This is a genomic window from Neptunicoccus cionae (assembly GCF_014643735.1).
GTDB lineage: Bacteria > Pseudomonadota > Alphaproteobacteria > Rhodobacterales > Rhodobacteraceae > Amylibacter > Amylibacter cionae.
Genome location: NZ_BMKA01000011.1, coordinates 12,961 through 34,050, shown reverse-complemented (window position 1 = coordinate 34,050; position 21,090 = coordinate 12,961). Strand labels below are relative to the sequence as shown.

Genomic DNA, 21,090 nt, shown 5'->3' with positions numbered 1-21,090 from the left:
CTCCTGCCGATAATTTGGCATAACTTTTCCCTTTACAAAAATATGATCTTGGCCAAAAGCTATAACCAAATGGATATACCTAATGGTCTGAAACTGCGCCATCTCGAAGCTTTCCTGACCGTTGCTCAAGCCGGAACAATCTCTGCTGCGGCGCGGCAACGGAACGTGTCGCAGCCGGCATTGTCAAAAACGATCTCGGAACTGGAGGGGCTGCTTGGCGCGCATCTCTTCGAGCGTACAGGGCGGCGGGCCGTCTTAACCCCGGCAGGTGAGAATTTTCGTGCTCATGCCCGCGCCGCGCTGCAAAGCCTCGAGGCAGGGGTGCGCGACCTGTCGGGGCAGGTGGCGGCGGGGCTGGTGAAGGTTGGGTTGCTGCCGACCGTGGCCGGTGGGTTCTTCCCCTCGGTCGCTCTTGCATTCTCGCAGGCGCGCCCGGATGCGCGGATCGGTATAATCACTGGGCCGAACCACTACCTGCTCGAACGACTGCGCGGCGGCAAGATTGACCTTATGGTCGGGCGCATGCCACGGGCAGCCGACATGGCAGGCCTGTCTTTCGAGTATCTCTATGACGAGCCGATCTTGCTGGTGGCGCGCGCCGGACATCCAGCGCTGGATCTGCCGGTGACCGACGCTCTGCTACGCTATCCCCTCATCCTGCCCAACCCCGGTGCGATCATTCGTCAGAGCGTGGATCAATACCTTGCCGCGATGGGGTTATCCGATCTCACACCGGTGTTCGAGACGGTGGCCCTGCCGGCGGCGCAAACGCTTCTCGAAGGTTCTGAGATGCTCTGGTTCATCTCGCGCGGCGTCGTGGCGCGGGAAATTGCGCGCGGCAGCCTTGCTGCGCTCGATCTAAAGTCGGATTACATGGCCGGGGCGGTTGGTCTGACACGCAAGTTCACGTTCGACGAAGACAGCCATGCCGATCTGCTGGCGCGGCTTCTGCACCGGCGGGTTGAAGAGGATTGCGCCCGTCGTTGAGCCAGTCAGACGGCTTCTAGCGCAATAGCAATACCCTGTCCTACACCGATACACATGGTGGATAGCGATTTCTCACCAGGCTTGAGGTCAAGCATCGCGGTGCCAGTAATCCGCGCACCCGACATGCCCAGCGGATGACCCAACGCGATTGCCCCGCCATTGGGGTTCACACGCACGTCATCATCAGCAATCCCAAGATTACGCAACGTGGCGAGGCCCTGCGAGGCGAAAGCTTCGTTAAGCTCAATCACTGCGAACTCCTCTTGGCGCAGGCCAAGACGCGCCAGAAGCTTTCTCGAGGCCGGAGCCGGGCCGAAGCCCATGATGCGCGGCGCCACGCCGGCGGTTGCCCCGCCGAGCACTCTGGCGATCGGCTTAAGCCCATGCTTTTCGGCAGCTTCTTTCGTCGAAAGGATCAAAGCGGCAGACCCGTCATTCACGCCAGAGGCGTTGCCCGCTGTCACAGTGCCATCGGCTTTCACGAAGGGCCGAAGTTTTTTCAGGCCTTCGTATGTAGTCGTGGAACGCGGATGCTCGTCGGTGTCGATGACCAGAGGATCACCTTTGCGCTGCGGGATCGTAACCGGCACGATCTCCTGGGCCAAACGGCCATTGACTTGGGCTTTGGCCGCTTTCTGCTGCGAGCGCAAGGCGAAGGCATCCTGATCGGGGCGCGAGATGCCAAAATCTTCGGCCACATTCTCTGCCGTCTCGGGCATGCTGTCGACGCCATATTGTTCCTTCATCAGCTTGTTAACGAAACGCCAGCCGATAGTGGTGTCGTGGACCTCATTGGCCCGCGAGAAGGCGGAGGTGGCCTTGGGCATCACGAATGGCGCGCGCGACATGCTCTCTACCCCTCCGGCGACAAGCAGCTCGGCCTCGCCGGATTTGATCGCCCGAGCTGCAGTGATGACCGCATCCATACCCGAGCCGCAAAGTCGGTTCATCGTCGTACCCGGCACCGTCTCGGGATAGCCTGCGAGAAGCAGCGCCATGCGGGCGACGTTGCGGTTGTCTTCGCCAGCCTGATTGGCGCAGCCGAAGATCACCTCGTCGATCGCGGCAAGGTCGAGGCCCGGATTGCGCGCGGCAATGGCCCGAAGCGGAATCGCGGCAAGGTCGTCAGCGCGGACGGAGGAAAGCGCACCGCCAAAGCGGCCGATTGGTGTGCGGATGTAGTCGCATATGTATACGTCAGTCATGAGATTCCCTCGGGAACATTGAGTTCGGCAACTTCGCCAACAATGTGCAACGTCGCGCCAGTCACCGCCTGCAAGGCGTCCAAAGTGATGCCCGGCAGTTTTTCACGAAGCACGAATTTGCTATCTTCGATGTCAATCACGGCCAGAGAGGTGTAGACGCGGGTCACGCACCCGACGCCTGTCAGCGGGAAAGTACAGGCCTCGACCAGTTTCGGGCCGCCATCCTTGGTTACATGGTCAGTTACAACCGCCACACGCTTGGCCCCATGCACAAGGTCCATTGCTCCACCCACGGCCGGCACGCCTTTGGTGCCTACGCGCCAGTTCGCCAGATCGCCGTTCTGGGCGACCTGATACGCGCCAAGAACGGCCAGATCGAGGTGGCCACCGCGCACCATCGAAAAGCTGTCGGCATGATGGAAAAAGGATGCACCGGGCTTCAATGTAATCGCCTTTTTGCCCGCATTAATAAGATCCCAGTCTTCCTGTCCCTCCGCAGGGGCTTTTCCGAATCCCAGCACGCCGTTCTCGGTATGATAGGTTACATCGCGGCCATCAGGCTGGAACTTGGCGATCATCTCGGGAAATCCGATACCGAGGTTCACATAGGAACCATCTTCGATATCCTGAGCGGCACGCCACGCGATCTGCGCGTTCGTCAGTTTGTCTTCCATTAAATTGAAACCGGACATCAGTAGACCACCCCCCTACGCACGAGTACTTCTTCTTGCTGAGGCGCAGGAACCTCGACAATCTTGTCGACGAAAATTCCGGGGGTGACTACCGCCTCAGGATCGATGGAGCCGGGTGCGCGGAGGTTGGAGACCTGCGCAATCGTGCGATCGGCTGCCATCGCCATCAACGGATTGAAGTTCCGGCCAGCCAAACGATAGGTAAGGTTGCCGGTCTCGTCGCCATCATGGCCTTTGATCAGGGCGAAGTCGGCCTTCAACCACAATTCTTGCACGTACATCTTGTCGTCAAACGTCTCTGTCGGCTTGCCTTCGGCAAGCTCGGTACCAAAAGACGTAGGCGTATAAAAAGCGGGAATGCCTGCTCCGCGCGCGCGAATGCGTTCGGCCAACGTACCCTGCGGGATCAACTCGAGCTCGATTTCGCCTGCCAGGTATTTTTCGTTGAATGCCTCGGCGTTGGAGCTGCGCGGGAAAGAGCAGATCATCTTCCTGACCATCCCCGCTTTGATCATCGCGGCGATTCCGATCGCGCCGTTTCCCGCGTTATTGTTGATCACTGTAAGATTCTTGGGGCTGCCGGTGGCGCGAAAGCGATCGATCAAAGCGTGGATCAGTTCGATCGGGGCTCCGGAGCCTCCAAAGCCACCGATCATAAGCTGTACGCCATCGGGGATATCCGAAACCGCGTCAGCGAGGCTGGGCGATGTTTTGTTCATCAGGATCCTCCTTAGATACCCTTCGAAGTATCCCTAGATTACCGCCGTAGCGAGCAAAATGTTCATATATTGATCTTTGTTCAATTTGTGAATATCAGTGTTCGCATGTTGAACAAGCCCACCGACTACATCGCCTCCCTCGCCAAGGGGCTGAAAGTGATCGAAGCCTTCGGACCCACATCCCCGCGTCTTTCGATATCCGAAGCTGCCGTCGCCAGTGGCTTGGATCGCGCTGCTACGCGACGCGTACTGTTGACGCTCCACCGCGAAGGTTACGCCGACTATGACGGTAAGTTTTTTACTCTTACCCCGCGCATCCTACGGCTCGGAGTGGCCGCACTTGCTTCCCTACCGCTCTCGCAGATTGTCCAACCTTGGCTTGACCAACTCTCCGAGCAAATTGGTCAAAGCTGTTCCGTGGCACTGCTCGATGAGACCGAGATCGTGTATATCGCGCGCGCGGCGCAGAAACGTGTGATGTCCATCGGGCTCATGCCTGGGTCACGACTCCCCGCCCATTGCACCTCGATGGGAAGGGTTCTGTTGGCTGCGCTGCCTCGCGAAGAGGCTGACCTGCTTGTCAGACGCTCGGACCTTACCCCGCGGACCAAGTTCTCAATACTCGACCCAGTTCAGACCTTGTGCCGGATCGATGCTGCGAGAGAGGACGGATATGCGTTTGTGGACCAGGAAGTGGAAACGGGTTTACGGTCAATCGCTGTTCCGCTGAATGATCGCAAGGGTTTGACCGTCGCTGCTCTCAATATCGGTTTGTCGTCTGCCGGCTGGACACCGAAGCAGACGATTGAAACATACTTGCCGCACTTGCTTGGCGTCCAATCGGCCCTCGGGCGGGTTCTCTGATTGACATTATTTAGAAGTCTAAGTTATTAGGGCCTCAAGCCGGGAGGATACCTTAGATGGAAAATCTGAAACTAGACGCGAAGCTCTCTCTTCAAGAACCAGCCCATCTCTACTACGGCGGCGCATGGGTGCCGCCACTAGAGGGAAAGTACGAAGACACTTTCAACCCAGGAACCGGCGAGCGGATCGGGTCGGTTGCGACGGCAAGTCGCGCCGATGTCGATGCGGCGGTTGCGGCAGCGAAAGAAGGGTTCGAGGTATGGCGGGATGTTGTGCCGCTGGAACGCGCACGTATCCTGAAGGAAATCGCAAATCTCTTGCGAAAGCATGGCGATGAACTGGCGATGATGGACGCTGCAAACTGTGGCAACCCCTATACTGAAATGCGCGGCGACGCCGCGATTGCGGCAGCGCAGATGGAGTTTTTCGCCGGTCTTGTGACCGAAATGAAGGGTGATACGATCCCTATGGGACCAGAGCGCATCAACATGACCCTACGCCAGCCGATGGGCGTGGTTGCAAGGATTCTTGCCTTTAATCATCCGTTCATGTTCTGCGGCGGAAAGATGGCAGCGCCTCTGGCCGCAGGCAATGCCGTCATCATCAAGCCGCCGGTTCAGGCTCCGTTGTCTTCGCTGCGGCTGGCGGAGCTCATCGATGGCCTGCTGCCTAAAGGCACGTTCAATGTTCTGCCGGGCGGCGTCGAGGCAGGAGCTGGGCTGGCCGAACATCCCGACGTCGCCAAGGTCACACTCATCGGCTCCGTACCCGCGGGCCGGGCGGTGATGCGCAGCGCGAGCGACACCGTCAAACCAGTGCTGCTCGAACTCGGCGGCAAGAACGCGCTGATCGCCTATCCGGACAGCGATCCGAAGAAGATCGCCGATGCGATCGTCGGCGGCATGAATTTCGGCTGGTGCGGGCAATCTTGCGGATCGACGAGCCGCGCTTTCTTGCATGTAGACATCCACGATGCGGTCATCTCACATCTCAAAGCGGCTGTCGAACGGTACAAGCCAGGCATTCCGACAGAGCCGGAGACCACGATGGGGGCGATCGTCAGCCGGACACAGTTCGATCGGATCATGGACTTCATCGAATCCGCCAAGAGCGAAGGCGCGCGGGCCGTAACCGGCGGCCATGCAGTGACCGAAGGTGCGCTGGCACAGGGGAACTTCGTTGCGCCGACGATTTTTGCGGATGTAACGCCGCAGATGCGTATCGCTCGCGAAGAGATTTTCGGGCCAGTTCTGGCGGTCCGCAAATGGTCGGACGAAGATTCCATGCTGAACGAGGTCAACGCACTTGAGCTGGGGCTGACCTGCGCAATTTGGACTCGGGACTTGGTTACGGCTCATCGCACGGCTGCTCGTGTCGAGGCCGGGTTTGTTTGGGTTAACGAAGTTGGCCGGCATTTCCTTGGTGCCCCGTTCGGTGGGGTCAAACAATCGGGTATCGGGCGCGAAGAAGGTATTGGCGAGCTGATTTCCTTCACCCATGAAAAGAATGTGCATATCAATCTGTCGGGTCAGTAACCCGGTGCAGAGGTAATGTGCGAACGGGGTCTGGGATCCAAAAGCTTTTTCTTTATTGATTGCTTTGGCCGGGATGAGACCATCCCTTCCTACCCTTTCTGCAAACCGACAAGGATCTGAAAAATAATGAGCAATGTTGCGAACGTCCCCGATATCATCCTCGAACCTATGGTTCGGAACGCCATTGTGGAGGACCTGGGTGCAGCAGGCGACGTGACAACCCGTTCCGTTCTGCCTGAAGGCACGCGCTACAAGGCGCAAATGCGTGCACGGCAGGACGCGGTTGTTTCTGGGATGCAGGTGGCCTCTCTGGCGTTTCGGCTGATTGATCCCGATCTTATTGTCGAGACTGTTGTCGCGGATGGTACGGCCTGCAAAACGGGCGATACCTTGATGCGTATAGAGGGATCGGCGGCGTCGATCCTTGCCGCAGAGCGTGTTGCCCTGAACTTTGCCGGGCGGTTGTCCGGGACGGCAACTTTGACAGCGTCCTATGTGCAGGAACTTGCGGGTACCAAGACACGTATCACCTGTACACGCAAAACCACACCGGGGCTGAAGCTTGTCGAGAAACTCGCGATTTTGCATGGCGGCGGCCACAATCACCGGTTTTCCCTGTCCGATGCAATCCTGATCAAGGACAACCATATCGCAGCGGCTGGTGGCATCAAACAGGTGTTGGAAGCCGTTCAGCGAAATGTGGGTCACATGGTCGTGGTCGAGATCGAGATCGACGGTTTGCATCAGTTGGACGAGGTGCTTCAGACCGGGGGCGCAGATGTCATCATGTTTGACAATATGTCGACCGAAGACATGGCCGAAGCCGTAAAGCGCATTGACGGGCGGGCGAAGACAGAAGCCAGCGGGAATGTGACCCTTGGCCGTTTGCGCGAAATCGCATCGGCAAATGTGGATTATATTTCCTCCGGTGCTTTGACCCATTCGGCGGGGACCGTCGATTTCGGTTTGGATTTCTGATCCTCTGAACCGCTCCAGACCGTCTGAAATGCAAAATGCCCGCCCTTTCGGCGGGCAATAAATACCTATTGCGTACGCCTTTCAAAATGGGGCGCTGCTGCATCAACACTTCATAAGGAAAGGCCAAAACACATGACAGAGCACAGGCTGTATCAGGTTGAGCGCCCAGTATCGTCGGATAGTTTGGGAGTTTGGGGTAGCGATGTATTTGCGGATATGTTGCGAGGTTTGGGGGTGAAGTATGTTGCGCTGAACCCTGGGTCGAGCTTTCGGGGTTTGCATGACAGCCTTGTGAACCACCTTGGTAATGAAGATCCGCAGATGCTGTTGTGTCTGCACGAAGAGCATGCGGTTGCGATTGCACATGGCTATGCGAAGGTGACGGGGGAGCCATTGGCGGTGATTCTGCACAGCAACGTGGGTCTGATGCATGGGACGATGGCGATCTTCAACGCATGGTGTGATCGGGTTCCTGTGCTGATCTATGGTGCGACGGGGCCGGTTGATGCGGCGCTGCGGCGTCCTTGGATTGACTGGCTCCATACCTGCCGTGACCAGGCGTCGATGATCCGGAATTATGTGAAATGGGACGATCAGCCTGGCTCGATGGAGGCGGCGCTGGAATCGATGTTGCGTGCGGATGTGATCGCGCGGAGCGAGCCGAAAGGGCCGACCTATGTGAACTTTGATGTGTCGATCCAGGAAAAGCAGCACGCGCAGGCCCCGGCGCTGCCGGATTTTGCGCGTTACCAGCCGCCTTTGCCTGCGGCTCCTTCGGCCGAAGGCGTGGCACGTGCGGCGGACCTGCTGAAGAACGCCAAGGCGCCTGTGGTGCTGGCGGGGCGGGTGTCGCGCGATCCGGCGGATTGGGCGCGGCGTGTGGCCTTTGTCGAGGGGCTGGGGGCGAAGGTTCTGACGGATATCCGGATCGGGGCGTCTTTCCCGACGGATCACCCGCGGCATCGGGGTAAACCAGCCTTCTTCATCGACGACGCGGCGGGCGCGGTGCTGCGCGAGGCCGATGTGATCCTGAGTCTGGACTGGCTGGATGTCGCGGGTACGCTGAAACTGGCGGGCGAAGTGACGGCGCAGGTGATCCAGGCGTCGCTGGATTATCAGCTGCACAATGGCTGGGGGATGGAGCATCAGGCGCTGCCTGCGCTGGATCTGCACCTGGCCTGTGGCCCGGATGTTGCGATGCATGCGATTGCCGATGCCCTGGGTGTAGGGGCGGGCGAGATGCCCGGTGATTTGCCGGTCAAACCCGCGCTGAACGCCCCCGATGCAGATGTTGAGCTTGATATCATGACGCTGGCCGGGGCGCTTGGCGAAGGTTTGGAAGGTGTCTGTGCCAGCTTTGTGCGTTGGCCGTTGGGTTGGGCGGGCGAGGCGTGGCACTTCCGTCATCCGCTGGACTTCCTGGGTTCGGATGGCGGCGCGGGGATCGGCTCGGGTCCTGGGATGCTGATCGGGGCGGCGCTGGCGCTGAAAGACAGCGACCGGCTGCCTGTTGCGGTTCTTGGGGACGGCGACTTCATGATGGCGGCCTCGGCATTTTGGACGGCGGCGCATTATGGCACTCCGTTCCTGGCGGTGGTGTCGAACAATCGCTCGTTCTACAATGACGAGGTGCACCAGGAACGCGTGGCAGTGGCCCGCAACCGCCCGGTCGAGAACAAGTGGATCGGCCAGCGTATCGGTGATCCGGATATCGACATTGCCGGAGTTGCGCGGGCGCAGGGCTGCGAAGGGATCGGCCCGGTCTTTACCGCGGGCGAGCTGGTCGAGGCGATCAAACAGGGCGTCGAGATGGTGCGCGCGGGCAAGAGCGTAGTGATCGATGCACGTGTCCAGCCGGGGTATAACCCCAACATGGTCGCTGGCCTGACGCGGAGCGACTGATGATGACCCCGAAGATCTATATTGCGCAGGATCCTGTGCTGGAAGAGGTGTTGGACACCGCAACGGATCGGCTGCGGGCCGAAGGCTGGGAGGTCGTTCGCGGCCCCCAGATCACCCCGGGTGTTCCGCTGCGGCTGACGGAAGAGCAACGGCAGGCGCTGCTGTCGGACGTTGATATCATCGTGGCCAGCTCGCGGTCGCGGCTGAGCGAGGCGGATCTGGATGCCTCACCACGGCTGCGGGCGCTGGTCTTTCCGACGATCGGGGTGGATGCGGTCGATCTGGAGGCCTGTGCCGCGCGTGGTCTGATCGTGGCCAATGGTGCAACGCCCGAGAACTTTCTGGCGATGTCAGAGGCGACAGTGATGCTGATGCTGGTGCTGCTGTACCGGCTGCATGAATCCGAACGCCTGCTACGCGAAAATGCGGGCCGGCCGCAGCAGATGTATGCGCGGATGGTGCGGGGCCGGACGATCGGCCTGATCGGGTCTGGCCGGATTGGGGCCGGGGTGATCGAGCGACTGCTGGCGTTCGAGCCGGCACAGATCCTGGTGCACGATCCGTTCCTGACACCTGACACCGCACCCGCGGGCGTACGGTTGGTGGAGCGCGACGCGCTGCTGACCACGTCCGATGTGGTCAGCCTGCATGTGCCGCTCAACGCGCAGACGCGAGGCATGATTGCCGAGGCGGAACTGCGCGCGATGAAGACAAATGCGGTTCTGATCAACACCTCGCGCGGGGGTCTCATTGACGAGGATGCGCTGGTGCGGGTGATGACAGCAGGACACCTGGCCGGTGCGGGGCTGGACGTGACGGAAACCGAACCGCTGCCCGCCGACCACCCGCTGCGCGGCCTCGACCGGGTGATCCTCACCCCGCATATCCTGGGCCACACCATTGATCTCTACACGGTCATGCCCGACGTCCTCGTCGAAAACGCAACACGCATCATGAAAGGTGATCTGCCGACATATGTCAGGAACCCCGATGTGGTGGAACGCTGGCGACAAAAGTTGAACGATCTGAACTGACCAACCCCTCCGCGCGAACGGTGTGCACAGCCGAACTGCAGAGCCTATGTTCCTTGCACCTATTGAATGGCCGTGAACCGCGCCGGGTTTGCCGGAGGCGTTACACAACGGTTGCCCGGCGCTGTGCGGCACAGTGGTGCAAGGCAGGTGTCGGCGCATGATGGTCGCGTACTGGAAAGCAACCGGCGCACAATCCCGACACAGGGGCAAAACCACCCCGGAAGAAAGTCCATACTCGGGCCCAACGATAGGCACCCCGGCTTCCATGTCTTGACTTTGTACCAAGGCTCGGCACCTATGTTGCGCGCGCCACAACTCTGGAGTTCTTAGCTATCAAGTCCGGGCGGGCGCGCTGTTTGGATAAAAACCATGTGTGGAGACAGGCCGTGAGCGATGCGATGAAAGAAAAGCAATCAAGCCACGTACCTGTCCAACCCGACGAGCGCATGGCCCGGCTGGTACGACTGGCGGCCCGCGGGTTCAACCGGGCGCTTCAACTTCGACTGCAAACGGAAAATGTTACGTTCGGTCAGTGGATTTTCCTGCGCATCCTCTGGCAGGAAGACGGGTTGTCGCAACGCGAACTGAGCGACCGGGCGCATCTCACCGAACCCACCGCCCACACCGCGCTCATCAAAATGGAAGAATTGGGTTTCATAGAGCGACGCAACGTCGAGGGCAACAAACGGCGCCAGCACGCGTTTCTGACGCGGAAGGGCTTGGAGCTGCGCGACGTTCTCGAACCTCTGGCGCTCGAAGTGAACGATGCAGCGATGGCGGGACTGTCCAAGAAAGCTCAGGAAGACTTGCGACACGCACTTGCCGTGATGATCCGGAACCTCGAAAATGACGAACAGGATGCGGCCGCCAGAGGGGTCCGTGTTCCCCCGACCAAGGGCAACACAGCAAACTGAATCGCGAGCCATGCGTGCCGAGGGTCCGGCGCGGGCCATTCAATGGCGGTGGCGGACATAGAGAGCCTATGGGGGCGGGGGTTTGAGGCCTGCTGCTCCGGGGCTCCACGGGTTGATAGTGCGTCACGACAAAGCACCTACGCCGGACACACGGCTTCGGCGTGTTCCGCGTCAGGAACTATGACCTGAGTGGCTTTCGCTGAACAATAATCTCGACTTCAATCAGGGTTGACGGGTGCGAGTGGATAGACTATTGGCATTAAAGATAGATATCTAATATTAGATGTCTACTGAAAACAGGGAGGAAGACATGAAATTTCCAATCAAAGCCGTTGCCGCATCGATCGGCCTTGCGGTTCTTGCGAGCGCTGCTTCCGCAGAAAGCGTTAATGTGACCCTTTCAGGCGGCAATCCCTCGGGGCTTTGGTCGCTTCTGGGCGCTGGTATTGACCGTGCCGTCAAGGCGGATGACCCGAGCGGCGTGGTGACCTATCAGGCCACCGGGGGTGGCTTTGCGAACATCGGCCTTCTGGGCCGTGAACGGACCGACCTGGGGATGGCACATGATGCCGAGATCAAGCTGGCCCTCGCAGGGGACGAACCGTTTGACGCGCCGATCGAGAACCTTCAAGCCATCGGCTACATGTACAACTGGGCGCCGATGCACTTCTTCATCAAGAAGTCTCTTGCCGAAGAATATGGCATCGACAGCATTGACGACCTCGCGACGTCCGGCGCGGCGATCCGTGTTGCGAACAACAATGCCGGGAACATCGTCGCCAACATCACGACCTTCATGCTCGAAGAGGCGGGCTACGACGAAGCCACGATCGAGTCCAATGGCGGCGTGCTTGTCCGCGGTGGTTCGTCACAGCAAGCAGATCTGATTGCAGACGGCCGCACCGATATGGTGATCAACGGCATTTTCATCGGACATTCGTCGTTCCGTAAAGTTGACGAGGGCAATGACGTCGTGTTGCTCAGCGTTCCCGAAAACATCATCGCTGCGACCAACGAGCGTTTCGGAACCGGCACGTTCACAATTCCAGCCAACAGCTACAAGAACCAGACCGAAGATGTCGTCACGCTCGCACTGGGTGCGATGGTGATCACTTCCGACGTACTGCCAGAAGAAACTGGCTACATGCTCGCAAAGAGCATCGCGTCCAATATCGACGAGATCCGCGGCGTGCATAAGGCGATGCAGGCGCTCACACCGGAACTTCTGACGTCGCAGACCACGCTGCCGTTCCATCCTGGTGCGGAGCGTGCCTACAAAGAACTGGGTCTGCTCAATTAAGGTCGATCCCGCGATCCGGCCGGCGCGCGCTGCAACGACACGCGCCGGCCCACTCATCGACTGCACAGAGCAATGCCCCGCGGTGGCTACGTGAGATGTCACGTCATGTCATCGCGCGGCCCATACATCGCGGTTCTTTCTCTTCTCTGCCTTATACGGGGTCTACATGAATTTTCCTTCGCTTACAGAAACCGGTCGTCGTAGAAATTTAGGCTCGCCGATGAGAACCATCGTCATGGTTCTGGCGGCGGCATTCGCGGTTTGGGTAATCCACTCGAACCTCTTCATCATCTCCGATCCGCTCATTCAGGGCATTCTGTTCGTATCGGGCATTTTCACGATTCTCTTCCTTGCGATCGGCGCGACCTCGCGCGCGCCGGACAGCATTCCGATCTATGATTGGTTTCTCTCTGCGCTGAGCCTGGCCACAGGGGTGTACTTCTACGTGACCTCGGGAGCGATTGCGGACCGGATCAGTCTTCTCGACGAATTCACCACCGATCAGTTCTTCTTTGGCTCAGCCTTGTTGTTTCTGACCATCGAAGCGACGCGCCGGACCACCGGCCTAGGCCTGACCGGCGTTGTCGTCCTCTTCCTGATTTATAACCTGTTTGGCTACCTTCTGCCGCCGCCGTTCGGGCATCGCGTCAGCGAGTTTAGCTATCTCTTGGATATTCTGGTTTTCACCACCGATGGGCTCTTTGGTGTGCCGCTGCAGGTTGTTGCGAGCTATGTCTTTCTGTTCGTAATGTTCGGAACTTTCCTAGCGAAAGCGGGCGGTGGGGACTTCTTTTTCAACCTTGCAGCGCTTGTGACCGGCAATGCGCGCGGCGGCCCGGCCAAAATCGCGATCATTTCGTCGGGCCTCTACGGCACGATGTCCGGGAGCCCGACATCCGACGTTGTTGCGACTGGGTCGATCACGATACCGGTTATGAAGCGTCTCGGATACCGGGCGCGGTTCGCGGGGGCGGTTGAAGTTGCGGCGTCGACAGGTGGTAGCGCGATGCCTCCGATCATGGGATCGGCTGCCTTCATCATGGCCGAGTATTCCGGCATCTCTTATAACACCATCGTGCTTGCCGCTCTGGTGCCGGCGCTTCTTTACTACACTGGTGTCTTCGCTCAGGTTCACTTCCGGTCAGTAAAGCACAACCTGCGACCGTCCGCGGACGAAATTCCTTCAGCAAAGGAAACGTTTAAGACCGGATGGGTTTTCCTGCTGCCGATCATCGGCATCATCGTCGCCCTCATTCTGGGGTATTCCCCGACCTTCACAGCCGGTGTCGGCGTTCTGGTAACCATCCTGGCCGCGATGATCCTGAAGGACACACGGCTGTCACTGTGGCAGTTGGTGGAAGGGCTGGGGGCAACTACGCTCCAAATCCTGCCGGTCGCAGGCGCTTGTGCCGCAGCTGGTCTTGTGATCGGCGGCCTGTCGATGACCGGCCTTGGAATGAAATCCGCGAACGTCATTTTGACTGTCAGCAACATGCAACCATTGCTGACGCTCGTTATCGCCGCGCTCGTCACGATTGTTCTCGGTCTCGGGATGCCAACGCCCAGTGCGTATATCCTGGCAGCCGTGCTAGTAGGTCCGGCGCTTTCGAAACTTGGTTTCCCAACGTTGCCCAGCCAGATGTTTCTGCTCTACTACGCGATTCTCTCGGCACTGACGCCACCGATTGCCGTGGCTGCAATCGCGGCCTCAGCGATTGCCGACGAAGACCCCTTCAAGATCGCGTTCTCTGCAGTCCGGCTGGCCATCGTCGGCTTCCTGCTGCCCTTCGCCTTCGTGTGGAACCCAGGTATCCTCCTAGAACTTGGCCCCCTGGCAAACACCTTGGCCGTCGTGGGTGCTTTTGCCGGAGCCCTCGCGGTCGCAGCCTCTCTGGAAGGCTTGGTCAAGACGCAACTCACTGCAATCGAAAGGGGCATACTTCCCATCGCTGCGATTGGCGCCGTAAGCCCATATTTGGCGGTATCCGCGATCTGTATTTTGGTGATTGTCGCAATGCTAATCCGGCAGATCGCTTTCACGACAGAAAGCGCCCACGTCGACAGTGCCTAGCTGTGGCGTCTCAGCAGGTTGACCCGATTGAAGCGCAGTCTAGTCATCGAGGGATTCAACCCAGAGACGGCATGTGGCCTGGGCCAATTTTTAAGGTTGGTCCGGGCCGGTCGGCCTATGACGCGGAACACAGGCGGCTACTTCCATAGGTGGGAACTGATCACTTCGCAACCGGCGCAAAGTATGTCGAGGTTCAGGAAATGAATGAAACACGGGGGCCGGAAGAACTTGGGCCAAAACAGCTTTGTATTGGCACCGACGCGATCTCCGAGCTGTCGGTTTCCATCAGAGCACCCCTTGTACAGGCCGCGGTCGTCGCGAAGGCGATCAACGATGCCGCTCTTGATCACCTAGATTGGAACCGATTTGACGCGCACATGTCCCTACAGAATCAGACTGGCATTGACCAGATCATCTTCTCGGTGACCTTGCATGGGGAAGAAGCATCCGATTCGCTCCGAGACGGAATGGCCGCCTTGGGCCATGATCTCGAAGAGAGGCTGAGCTTCGCTTCGGTGACTGTAGGACACCAGGTGCCAGCCAGCGGTACGGACCCGAACCCATCGACCGCGCCACGTTTTTGGAAGGCCTGGGTGGCCAGCATGCTGGGTGTCTATCCCTTGCTGATCCTTATCTACTACGCGCTGCAACCGCTCACGCAAAACCTTCCAGGTCCGGTGTCTCTGTTCCTTGTTGCGCTGGTGCTCACCGGAGTGAACGGTGTCTACGTTGCGCCGTTTCTGGGCAATAGATTGCGTTTATGGCTCACACGGTGAAGCGAGATGGCGCGCTTGCCGCGACTCATGCGCAGGCTGGCTGCCATGGCACCTCAGTAACGGGCCCGGCAAGCCGCTGTCGGGGAGGTTCCGGAGCACAATTGCGCGAAAGTATCTCGGTCAGGCGATCTCGTCAGATTGGTCTAGTTCAGAACCCGCTATTTCGGGCAACAAGTGAGGTCATGTCCTACAACGCAGGCAAAAAAAGTGGCAGGTTACGTTGACAGACAAAACTTAGAGAGCTAAGAATAGTTGAGCGGTAGAGAACCACTCATCCACTGAAAGAGTCGGATGCCCTTGGAGGAGCCCAGATGCTTACACCCGAAGAGAATGAACTGCTTACACGCGTAACGGGGGATGCCCCGATGGCGCAACTCATGCGTCAACACTGGACGCCCGTATGCCTGATCGAAGAGGTTGAAGAGTCGGACGGCAAACCGCTTCGAGTCGAAGTTCTCGGCGAAAGCTATGTCGCGTTCCGGGATACCAAGGGTCGTCTGGGAATGCTGGATGAGCTTTGCCCGCACAGAAAGGCCTCTCTGGTATATGGCCGAAACGAGGAATGTGGGCTGCGCTGCCTTTATCACGGCTGGAAGATGGACGTCGAAGGCAATGTCGTCGCCATGTCTTCGGAGCCGGAAGGCAGTCCATTGATGGACAAGGTCAAACATCGTTCCTACCCCGTGCGGGAGTGGGGCGGTTTCGTCTGGGCTTGGCTCGGCGAGAAAGACGACATGCCCGAGTTCCAGCCGCCGGCCTTTGCGCCAACCGAAGACACCCCGGTTTCGATCCTGAAAATTCGCGTTCCTGCAAACTGGGCGCAGATCCACGAGGGTCAGATCGACAGCGCGCACTCGTCGTCGCTCCATTCGTCGAATATGGTTCCGGCACGGGTCGAGGGCGCCGCGGCAGACGACAAATCATGGTACCGCCCGTCGACCGACAAATCCCCACGTATGCAGACTGAGACCACGAGCTACGGTTTCCACTACGCGGCGATCCGAAAGCCAATCAAAAACGCTCAGACGCACAACTACCTGCGTATCACCGAATTTATCGCGCCTTATTATTCGCTGATTCCGCCGAACAACAACTACCGGGTCGCCAGCGTCATCGTGCCGATCAATGACGATGAGACAGCATTTCACTTCATAGCCTTCGACGGACCGAACGTTCCCTCCACCGAAGAGTGGCGCAAGTTTGCCCATGCCGTACCGGGTGAGGACGTGGACCACAAATGGCGCTCTCTCCGGACGTTGGAGAACGACTTCAAGCAGGACCGCGAAAGGATGAAAGAAGGCCACTTTACCGGCGTGGACGGCATTCCGAACGAAGATATTGTGATGTGGGTTTCGATGGGTAGCCGCGTGCAGCGTCACACGGATATTCTTGGGGCCTCTGACTTAGCGATTGTCGAGTTCCGCCGGCTCATGGCTGATGCGGCAAAGAAAGTCGCCGAAGGCGGCCAGGCGATCGGCACCGACTCGAAGATTCCGCAAAGGGTAATCGCCTCTCACGAGGGTGTGTATCCTAAGGACGTCGATTGGCGGACACTGGTGGACACGTCGAGCAAGACGGAAGCGGCGGAGTAACCCGCCTACATGTTTCCTTCCCTGAACCGTCCAGAGCCTCAAGGGGTTTTGGGCGGCTCTTTTTTCATGGTGCCGTCGGACTTTCATAGCTTGCCTCGACGGATTCTGCTCGACGGGCGACAGGCGTGATGACGACAGCAATCAATATCGAAGACTTGCGGGAGCAGGCACGGCGCCGCCTGCCACGGGTGGTGTTCGACTATTTGGATGGGGGCGCGGAAGCAGAGGTGACGCTGCGGCGGAACCGCAGTTCCTTCACGGATATCGTTCTCACGCCGCGAATCCTCAAAGGGGGGAGCGTCGATCTCACCTTGGAGCTGTTCGGGGAAACATACTCCAAGCCGTTTTTCATAGGGCCAACAGGGCTGAACGGCCTCTATTGGCCCCAGGGAGATCTGCACCTCGCCGCTGCGGCCGAACGATCCGGGGTCGGGTTCACGGTTTCGACCGCCTCGAACACGACGCTGGAAGAGATCGCGCGGAGGAGCAAGGGTCCCCTCTGGTTCCAGTTTTATCCTTGGGGGAAGGGCGAATTCGCTGAAGCGCTGATCGACCGGGCGCAGGCGGCCGGTTACTCGGCTCTGGTACTGACTGTCGATTCACTCGTGGGCGGCAAGCGCGAACGTGATCTGCGGCACGGCTTCGCCCACGAAATCCGCATTGGCACTCGGACTGTTCTCGATGGGCTTCTGCATCCTGCTTGGCTGACCTCCGTTTGGCTCGGGCCGCACCGTCCCAGACTTGAGAACCTCCTGGACTTTGTCGGAAACAGCGCTAGCGACAGCGAGCTGGCCGAGTATACACGATCTCAGCGGAACCCGGAGTTTTCGTGGGAAGATGTTCGCCGGATTCGGGAGAAATGGAAAGGTCCGCTGCTGATCAAGGGAATCATGTGCCCAGAAGATGCGATTGACGCGCAACGCGCCGGCGTGGATGGGATTGTGGTCTCGAACCATGGTGGCCGGCAGCTTGATGGCGCCCCGGCCACGATCGACGTTCTCGCCGATATCATCGCGGCACTGGATCGGAAGTTCCCGGTACTGCTGGACGGCGGCATTCGTCGCGGCAGTGACATCGTGAAAGCTCTCACCCTGGGTGCGAAGGGCGTTCTGCTGGGTCGCGCGCCACTCTATGGCTTGGCGGCGCAAGGCGAGGCGGGCGTTTCACAGGCGCTTTCCATCCTTGAAGAAGAGATGACGAGAACCATGACCTTTGTGGGTGCACGATCCGTGTCCGCTGTCTCAGGTGTCAACGTCGAAACGCGACGGCCATAATAGGTTCCTCCACCAGTAGCACCTGCACGTTCTCGATGGCTCGCCCAACGTTCAGGATGACTGCGCAGCACATGGTCGGTTGACACACACAACTTAGCTATCTAAACAATTTCACAATCACGACCAAATGGGAGGACCTCATGGAGAATATCAAGATGCGCGTCGAGAAACGGCGTGACTTGACCCCGAGCATCACCGAATTCACCCTGGTGCCGGTTGGAGACGATGTACTCCCTAGTTTCGATCCTGGTGCTCACATCACCTTGGAAACTCCGTCCGGCGCAATGCGCCGCTATTCACTGATCAACGATGGCAGCGACCCGAAGGAGTTTGTTGTCGCGATCAAGAAAGAGCCGAATTCGCGCGGGGGCTCCGCGTCGATGCACGAACAGGCGACCGTCGGCTCCGAGTTGACAGTCGAGTTCCCGGAAAACGATTTCCCGCTAACCGATGTTCAGAAGTACCTGCTCATCGCCGGCGGTATCGGGATCACGCCAATTCTGTCGATGGCGCGGTATCTCGACAAGAAGGGCAAGATGCTCAGAATCATCTACGTCAGCCGCAGTCCGGAGGAATCGGCCTATCTGGATGAACTGATGAGAGATTTCGATGGCCGGATCATTGTGCACCATGACGGCGGCGCTCCGGATGCGGTCTACGATTTCTGGGACGATCTGGTCACACCCCGTGCCACTCATGTGTTCTGTTGTGGCCCGAAACCGCTGATGGATGAAATCAAGGCCGTTTCCGGGCACTGGCCGGAGGGGCGAATTCACTTCGAGGATTTCAAGCCCGTCGATGTGGTGCGCCAAGACGATATCTCTTTCGAAGTGGAGCTGAAAAAAAGTGGCGAAACCGTCACGGTGCCCGAAGATCGTTCGATCTTGGAAGCATTGCGTGACGCCGGATTCGCAACATCCAGTTCGTGTGAAAGTGGCACATGCGGCACCTGCAAGACCCGCCTCCTCGAAGGGGAAGCTGACCATCGCGACATGGTGCTTATGGAAGAGGAAAAGAGCGACCATATCATGATTTGTGTATCGCGCGCGCTATCGGGGAGGCTGGTTCTTGACCTCTGATCCCGTCCGCCTCGGAGTTGCGGGATTGGGGCGGGCTTTCATGCTGATGGTCCCCACCTTTGATGCCGACGCACGCGTCAAGCTCACGGCCGCGGCCGCGCCGAGGGCGGAAAGCCGGGCCGCATTCGAAGAGCAATACGGCGGTGTCGCCTATCCGACTGTCGAGGAACTATGCGCCGATCCATCTGTGGAAGCGATCTACATCGCCACCCCGCACCAAATGCATGTAGATCACGTTCTGGCCGCGGCGCGCGCTGGAAAGCACATTCTCGTGGAAAAGCCGCTCGCGATCTCGATGGAAGACGCCGAGACCATGGTCGCCGCCGCGAACGAGGCGGGGGTTCACCTGATCGTTGGGCCCAGCCACAGTTTCGATCCGCCGGTCGAGCTGGCCGCGCAGTTGATCGCGAGCGGCAAGTTCGGCCAGCTGAGAATGATCCAGGCCCTTAACTACACTGACTTCCTGTATCGTCCCCGACGCCCGGAGGAGCTGCGCACCGAAGAAGGAGGAGGGGTGCTGTTCAGCCAGGCCATCCACCAGATCGACGTGGTCCGACGGCTTGCGGGCGGCATGGGAGAGAAGATTTATGCCATGACCGGGGCATGGGATCCAAAGCGTCCAACAGAAGGCGCCTTTACGGCGCTGATGAACTTTGAGGGTGGATGCGTCGCCAATCTCACCTATTCGGGCTATGCCCATTTCGATAGCGACATTTGGATGAACGACGTCGGAGAGCTGGGGCAGCGAAAACTCGCCGGCGCCTATGGCGATGCAAGGCGGGCGCTGATGGACCTCGATCCCGATGACGAGGCGCGCCTCAAGACGACGCGCACATTCGGCAGCGGTAAGACGGTCGACGCAAAGCACAACGAGCATTTTGGCCCAGTCATCGCGCTTTGCGACCGTGCCGACCTAAAGCTGACTCCGGACGGAGTTGAAGTATTTGGTGACACCGAGCGTGGCTTCATCGAAGTGACATTCGGGCCCGCGCCACGTAGAACCGTGAACGATGCACTGGTAGCCGCTGTCCGCCAGAACAAGGCCCCCGTCCAGACGGGCGCGTGGGGTCTGGCAAGCCTGGAGGTTTGCCATGCGATCCTGCAGTCCGCCTCGACCGGCCAACCTGTCGACCTGCGGCAACAATGCAAAACAAATGAGGAGGAACAAACTGGATGAGCAATCTCAAACTATCCCTTGCCATGGGAAATTATGACCGGACGCGTGCCATTGTGGATGGAAGAGTGCAGATAGACGGTGTCGATCCCGTGCCCATGCTACTGTCCCCAGAGGAAATGTTCTTCCGGGCGTTCCGCCACGAAGCTTTCGATATCAGCGAAATTTCGTTGTCCTCCTATTCGATCTCGGTCGCCCGCGGAAATCCGCACTATGTCGCGATCCCGGTCTTTCTGAGCCGGGCGTTCCGTCACACTTCTGTCTACATTCGAACCGACAAAGGAATCGAAACGCCTCAGGATCTGAGGGGCAAGCGCATTGGGATCGCCGAATACCAGCTGTCCGCCAATGTCTGGGTGCGCGGCATTCTCGAAGAGGAATACGGTGTCAAACCCTCCGACATCATCTGGGTGCGCGGCGGTATGGATACGCCGGGCCGGCCCGAAAAGATCAAGGTTCAGTTACCCGGCGATATCCGCATGGAAGAGGCGCCGGTCGGCAGCACGTTGAATGGCATGCTCGAAGCCGGTGAGATCGACGGCTTCGTCGGCCCGCGTTGGCCGCGTTGTTTCGCCGAGCGGCATCCGCACGTAGGTCGGCTTTTTGCAGACAGCATCGCTACGGCCGAAGCCTATTTCGAAAAGACCCGGATCTTTCCGATCATGCATGTTCTTGGGGTGCGCCGCAGCCTCGCCGAGGAATACCCGTTCCTACCCGCCGCCCTGCTCAAGGCGTTCACGCAATCGAAGCTAATAGCAGAAGAGGCCCTGTCGGACACCTCTGCAACGAAAGTAACGATGCCCTTCGTCGAGGATAATCTCAACCGCGTGCATGCGCTAATGGGTGACGACCCCTGGAGCTATGGCGTCGGCGGCAACGCCCATGTCCTGAACAAGTTTTTGGATTACCACGCGAGTCAGGGACTGTCGCCGCGCCGGGTGGAGATCGAAGAACTGTTCCATCCCTCGACCCTAGAAGCCTACAGCCTTTAAGA

The 21,090-nt window shown here is 58.9% G+C and carries 18 protein-coding genes; 15 read left to right on the top strand and 3 right to left on the bottom strand.

The genetic code is table 11. The annotated features are described in order from the left end of the window. The first annotated feature begins 69 nt into the window (after positions 1 to 69). Positions 70 to 987 carry a LysR substrate-binding domain-containing protein gene (locus IEX10_RS19280; RefSeq protein WP_158524502.1) on the top strand — a complete coding sequence of 306 codons (918 nt, stop codon included), beginning with the start codon at positions 70 to 72 and terminating at the stop codon, positions 985 to 987. Positions 988 to 992: 5 nt separating this feature from the next. On the opposite strand, the gene pcaF is transcribed toward IEX10_RS19280, so the two are convergent. Genes pcaF through IEX10_RS19265 form a run of 3 tightly spaced genes read right to left on the bottom strand, consistent with a single transcriptional unit; the run spans position 993 to position 3,603 of the window. Next, complete coding sequence (gene pcaF, locus IEX10_RS19275) at positions 993 to 2,192, bottom strand: 3-oxoadipyl-CoA thiolase (RefSeq protein WP_076626053.1); 1,200 nt, start codon at positions 2,190 to 2,192, stop codon at positions 993 to 995. Then, positions 2,189 to 2,866, bottom strand: a complete 678-nt coding sequence (locus tag IEX10_RS19270; RefSeq protein ID WP_008335453.1) for a 3-oxoacid CoA-transferase subunit B — start codon at positions 2,864 to 2,866, stop codon at positions 2,189 to 2,191. Before IEX10_RS19270 ends, pcaF begins: the two co-directional genes overlap by 4 nt. A gap of 17 nt (positions 2,867 to 2,883) precedes the next feature. Then, a complete protein-coding gene (locus IEX10_RS19265) occupies positions 2,884 to 3,603 on the bottom strand; it encodes a 3-oxoacid CoA-transferase subunit A (RefSeq protein WP_188678885.1) in 720 nt (239 codons plus the stop codon). 105 nt (positions 3,604 to 3,708) lie between these two features. Between IEX10_RS19265 and IEX10_RS19260 the strand changes: the two genes are divergently transcribed. The 14 genes from IEX10_RS19260 to IEX10_RS19195 all read left to right on the top strand — a co-directional run bounded on the left by IEX10_RS19260 (position 3,709) and on the right by IEX10_RS19195 (position 21,088). Then, a complete protein-coding gene (locus tag IEX10_RS19260; RefSeq protein ID WP_188678902.1) occupies positions 3,709 to 4,467 on the top strand; it encodes an IclR family transcriptional regulator domain-containing protein in 759 nt (252 codons plus the stop codon). Between the two features lie 56 nt (positions 4,468 to 4,523). Beyond that, the gene (locus IEX10_RS19255; RefSeq protein WP_188678883.1) at positions 4,524 to 6,002 is read left to right on the top strand and encodes an aldehyde dehydrogenase family protein; all 1,479 of its coding nucleotides are present in this window, start codon (positions 4,524 to 4,526) and stop codon (positions 6,000 to 6,002) included. 126 nt (positions 6,003 to 6,128) lie between these two features. Beyond that, positions 6,129 to 6,980, top strand: a complete 852-nt coding sequence (nadC, locus tag IEX10_RS19250) for a carboxylating nicotinate-nucleotide diphosphorylase (protein WP_007803184.1) — start codon at positions 6,129 to 6,131, stop codon at positions 6,978 to 6,980. A gap of 132 nt (positions 6,981 to 7,112) precedes the next feature. Beyond that, on the top strand, positions 7,113 to 8,882 hold the full coding sequence (locus tag IEX10_RS19245) for a thiamine pyrophosphate-binding protein (protein WP_040545931.1): 1,770 nt from the start codon (positions 7,113 to 7,115) through the stop codon (positions 8,880 to 8,882). Next, positions 8,882 to 9,916 carry a 2-hydroxyacid dehydrogenase gene (locus IEX10_RS19240; RefSeq protein WP_007803182.1) on the top strand — a complete coding sequence of 345 codons (1,035 nt, stop codon included), beginning with the start codon at positions 8,882 to 8,884 and terminating at the stop codon, positions 9,914 to 9,916. Before IEX10_RS19245 ends, IEX10_RS19240 begins: the two co-directional genes overlap by 1 nt. 386 nt (positions 9,917 to 10,302) lie before the next feature. Continuing rightward, positions 10,303 to 10,830: a MarR family winged helix-turn-helix transcriptional regulator gene (locus IEX10_RS19235; RefSeq protein WP_229678654.1), complete on the top strand. Its 528-nt coding sequence runs from the start codon at positions 10,303 to 10,305 to the stop codon at positions 10,828 to 10,830. Between the two features lie 310 nt (positions 10,831 to 11,140). Further along, complete coding sequence (locus IEX10_RS19230) at positions 11,141 to 12,130, top strand: TAXI family TRAP transporter solute-binding subunit (protein WP_188678881.1); 990 nt, start codon at positions 11,141 to 11,143, stop codon at positions 12,128 to 12,130. A gap of 220 nt (positions 12,131 to 12,350) precedes the next feature. Beyond that, positions 12,351 to 14,201 (top strand): TRAP transporter permease, encoded by a 1,851-nt coding sequence (locus tag IEX10_RS19225; RefSeq protein ID WP_188678879.1) that lies wholly within the window; start codon positions 12,351 to 12,353, stop codon positions 14,199 to 14,201. A 149-nt stretch (positions 14,202 to 14,350) separates the two neighbouring features. Next, on the top strand, positions 14,351 to 14,977 hold the full coding sequence (locus IEX10_RS19220; protein ID WP_188678876.1) for a putative antibiotic biosynthesis monooxygenase: 627 nt from the start codon (positions 14,351 to 14,353) through the stop codon (positions 14,975 to 14,977). 311 nt (positions 14,978 to 15,288) lie between these two features. Then, the gene (locus IEX10_RS19215) at positions 15,289 to 16,569 is read left to right on the top strand and encodes a Rieske 2Fe-2S domain-containing protein (RefSeq protein ID WP_188678874.1); all 1,281 of its coding nucleotides are present in this window, start codon (positions 15,289 to 15,291) and stop codon (positions 16,567 to 16,569) included. 128 nt (positions 16,570 to 16,697) lie between these two features. Continuing rightward, complete coding sequence (locus tag IEX10_RS19210) at positions 16,698 to 17,843, top strand: alpha-hydroxy acid oxidase (protein ID WP_102855994.1); 1,146 nt, start codon at positions 16,698 to 16,700, stop codon at positions 17,841 to 17,843. A 140-nt stretch (positions 17,844 to 17,983) separates the two neighbouring features. After that, on the top strand, positions 17,984 to 18,922 hold the full coding sequence (locus IEX10_RS19205) for a PDR/VanB family oxidoreductase (RefSeq protein WP_188678872.1): 939 nt from the start codon (positions 17,984 to 17,986) through the stop codon (positions 18,920 to 18,922). Then, positions 18,879 to 20,099 (top strand): Gfo/Idh/MocA family protein, encoded by a 1,221-nt coding sequence (locus tag IEX10_RS19200; protein WP_256359826.1) that lies wholly within the window; start codon positions 18,879 to 18,881, stop codon positions 20,097 to 20,099. The genes IEX10_RS19205 and IEX10_RS19200 overlap by 44 nt, the downstream gene beginning before the upstream one ends. Further along, positions 20,096 to 21,088 carry an ABC transporter substrate-binding protein gene (locus IEX10_RS19195; RefSeq protein ID WP_179949503.1) on the top strand — a complete coding sequence of 331 codons (993 nt, stop codon included), beginning with the start codon at positions 20,096 to 20,098 and terminating at the stop codon, positions 21,086 to 21,088. Before IEX10_RS19200 ends, IEX10_RS19195 begins: the two co-directional genes overlap by 4 nt. Positions 21,089 to 21,090 lie beyond the last annotated feature (2 nt).

Bases quoted from the DNA above. Each gene is read 5' to 3' on its own strand.
- IEX10_RS19210 (WP_102855994.1), top strand. From the start codon at position 16,698: ATGACGACAGCAATCAATATCGAAGACTTGCGGGAGCAGGCACGGCGC.
- IEX10_RS19205 (WP_188678872.1), top strand. From the start codon at position 17,984: ATGGAGAATATCAAGATGCGCGTCGAGAAACGGCGTGACTTGACCCCG.
- IEX10_RS19260 (WP_188678902.1), top strand. From the start codon at position 3,709: ATGTTGAACAAGCCCACCGACTACATCGCCTCCCTCGCCAAGGGGCTG.
- IEX10_RS19240 (WP_007803182.1), top strand. From the start codon at position 8,882: ATGATGACCCCGAAGATCTATATTGCGCAGGATCCTGTGCTGGAAGAG.
- IEX10_RS19215 (WP_188678874.1), top strand. From the start codon at position 15,289: ATGCTTACACCCGAAGAGAATGAACTGCTTACACGCGTAACGGGGGAT.
- IEX10_RS19270 (WP_008335453.1), bottom strand. From the start codon at position 2,866: ATGGAAGACAAACTGACGAACGCGCAGATCGCGTGGCGTGCCGCTCAG.
- IEX10_RS19225 (WP_188678879.1), top strand. From the start codon at position 12,351: ATGAGAACCATCGTCATGGTTCTGGCGGCGGCATTCGCGGTTTGGGTA.
- IEX10_RS19230 (WP_188678881.1), top strand. From the start codon at position 11,141: ATGAAATTTCCAATCAAAGCCGTTGCCGCATCGATCGGCCTTGCGGTT.
- IEX10_RS19195 (WP_179949503.1), top strand. From the start codon at position 20,096: ATGAGCAATCTCAAACTATCCCTTGCCATGGGAAATTATGACCGGACG.
- pcaF (WP_076626053.1), bottom strand. From the start codon at position 2,192: ATGACTGACGTATACATATGCGACTACATCCGCACACCAATCGGCCGC.
- IEX10_RS19255 (WP_188678883.1), top strand. From the start codon at position 4,524: ATGGAAAATCTGAAACTAGACGCGAAGCTCTCTCTTCAAGAACCAGCC.
- IEX10_RS19245 (WP_040545931.1), top strand. From the start codon at position 7,113: ATGACAGAGCACAGGCTGTATCAGGTTGAGCGCCCAGTATCGTCGGAT.
- nadC (WP_007803184.1), top strand. From the start codon at position 6,129: ATGAGCAATGTTGCGAACGTCCCCGATATCATCCTCGAACCTATGGTT.
- IEX10_RS19280 (WP_158524502.1), top strand. From the start codon at position 70: ATGGATATACCTAATGGTCTGAAACTGCGCCATCTCGAAGCTTTCCTG.
- IEX10_RS19265 (WP_188678885.1), bottom strand. From the start codon at position 3,603: ATGAACAAAACATCGCCCAGCCTCGCTGACGCGGTTTCGGATATCCCC.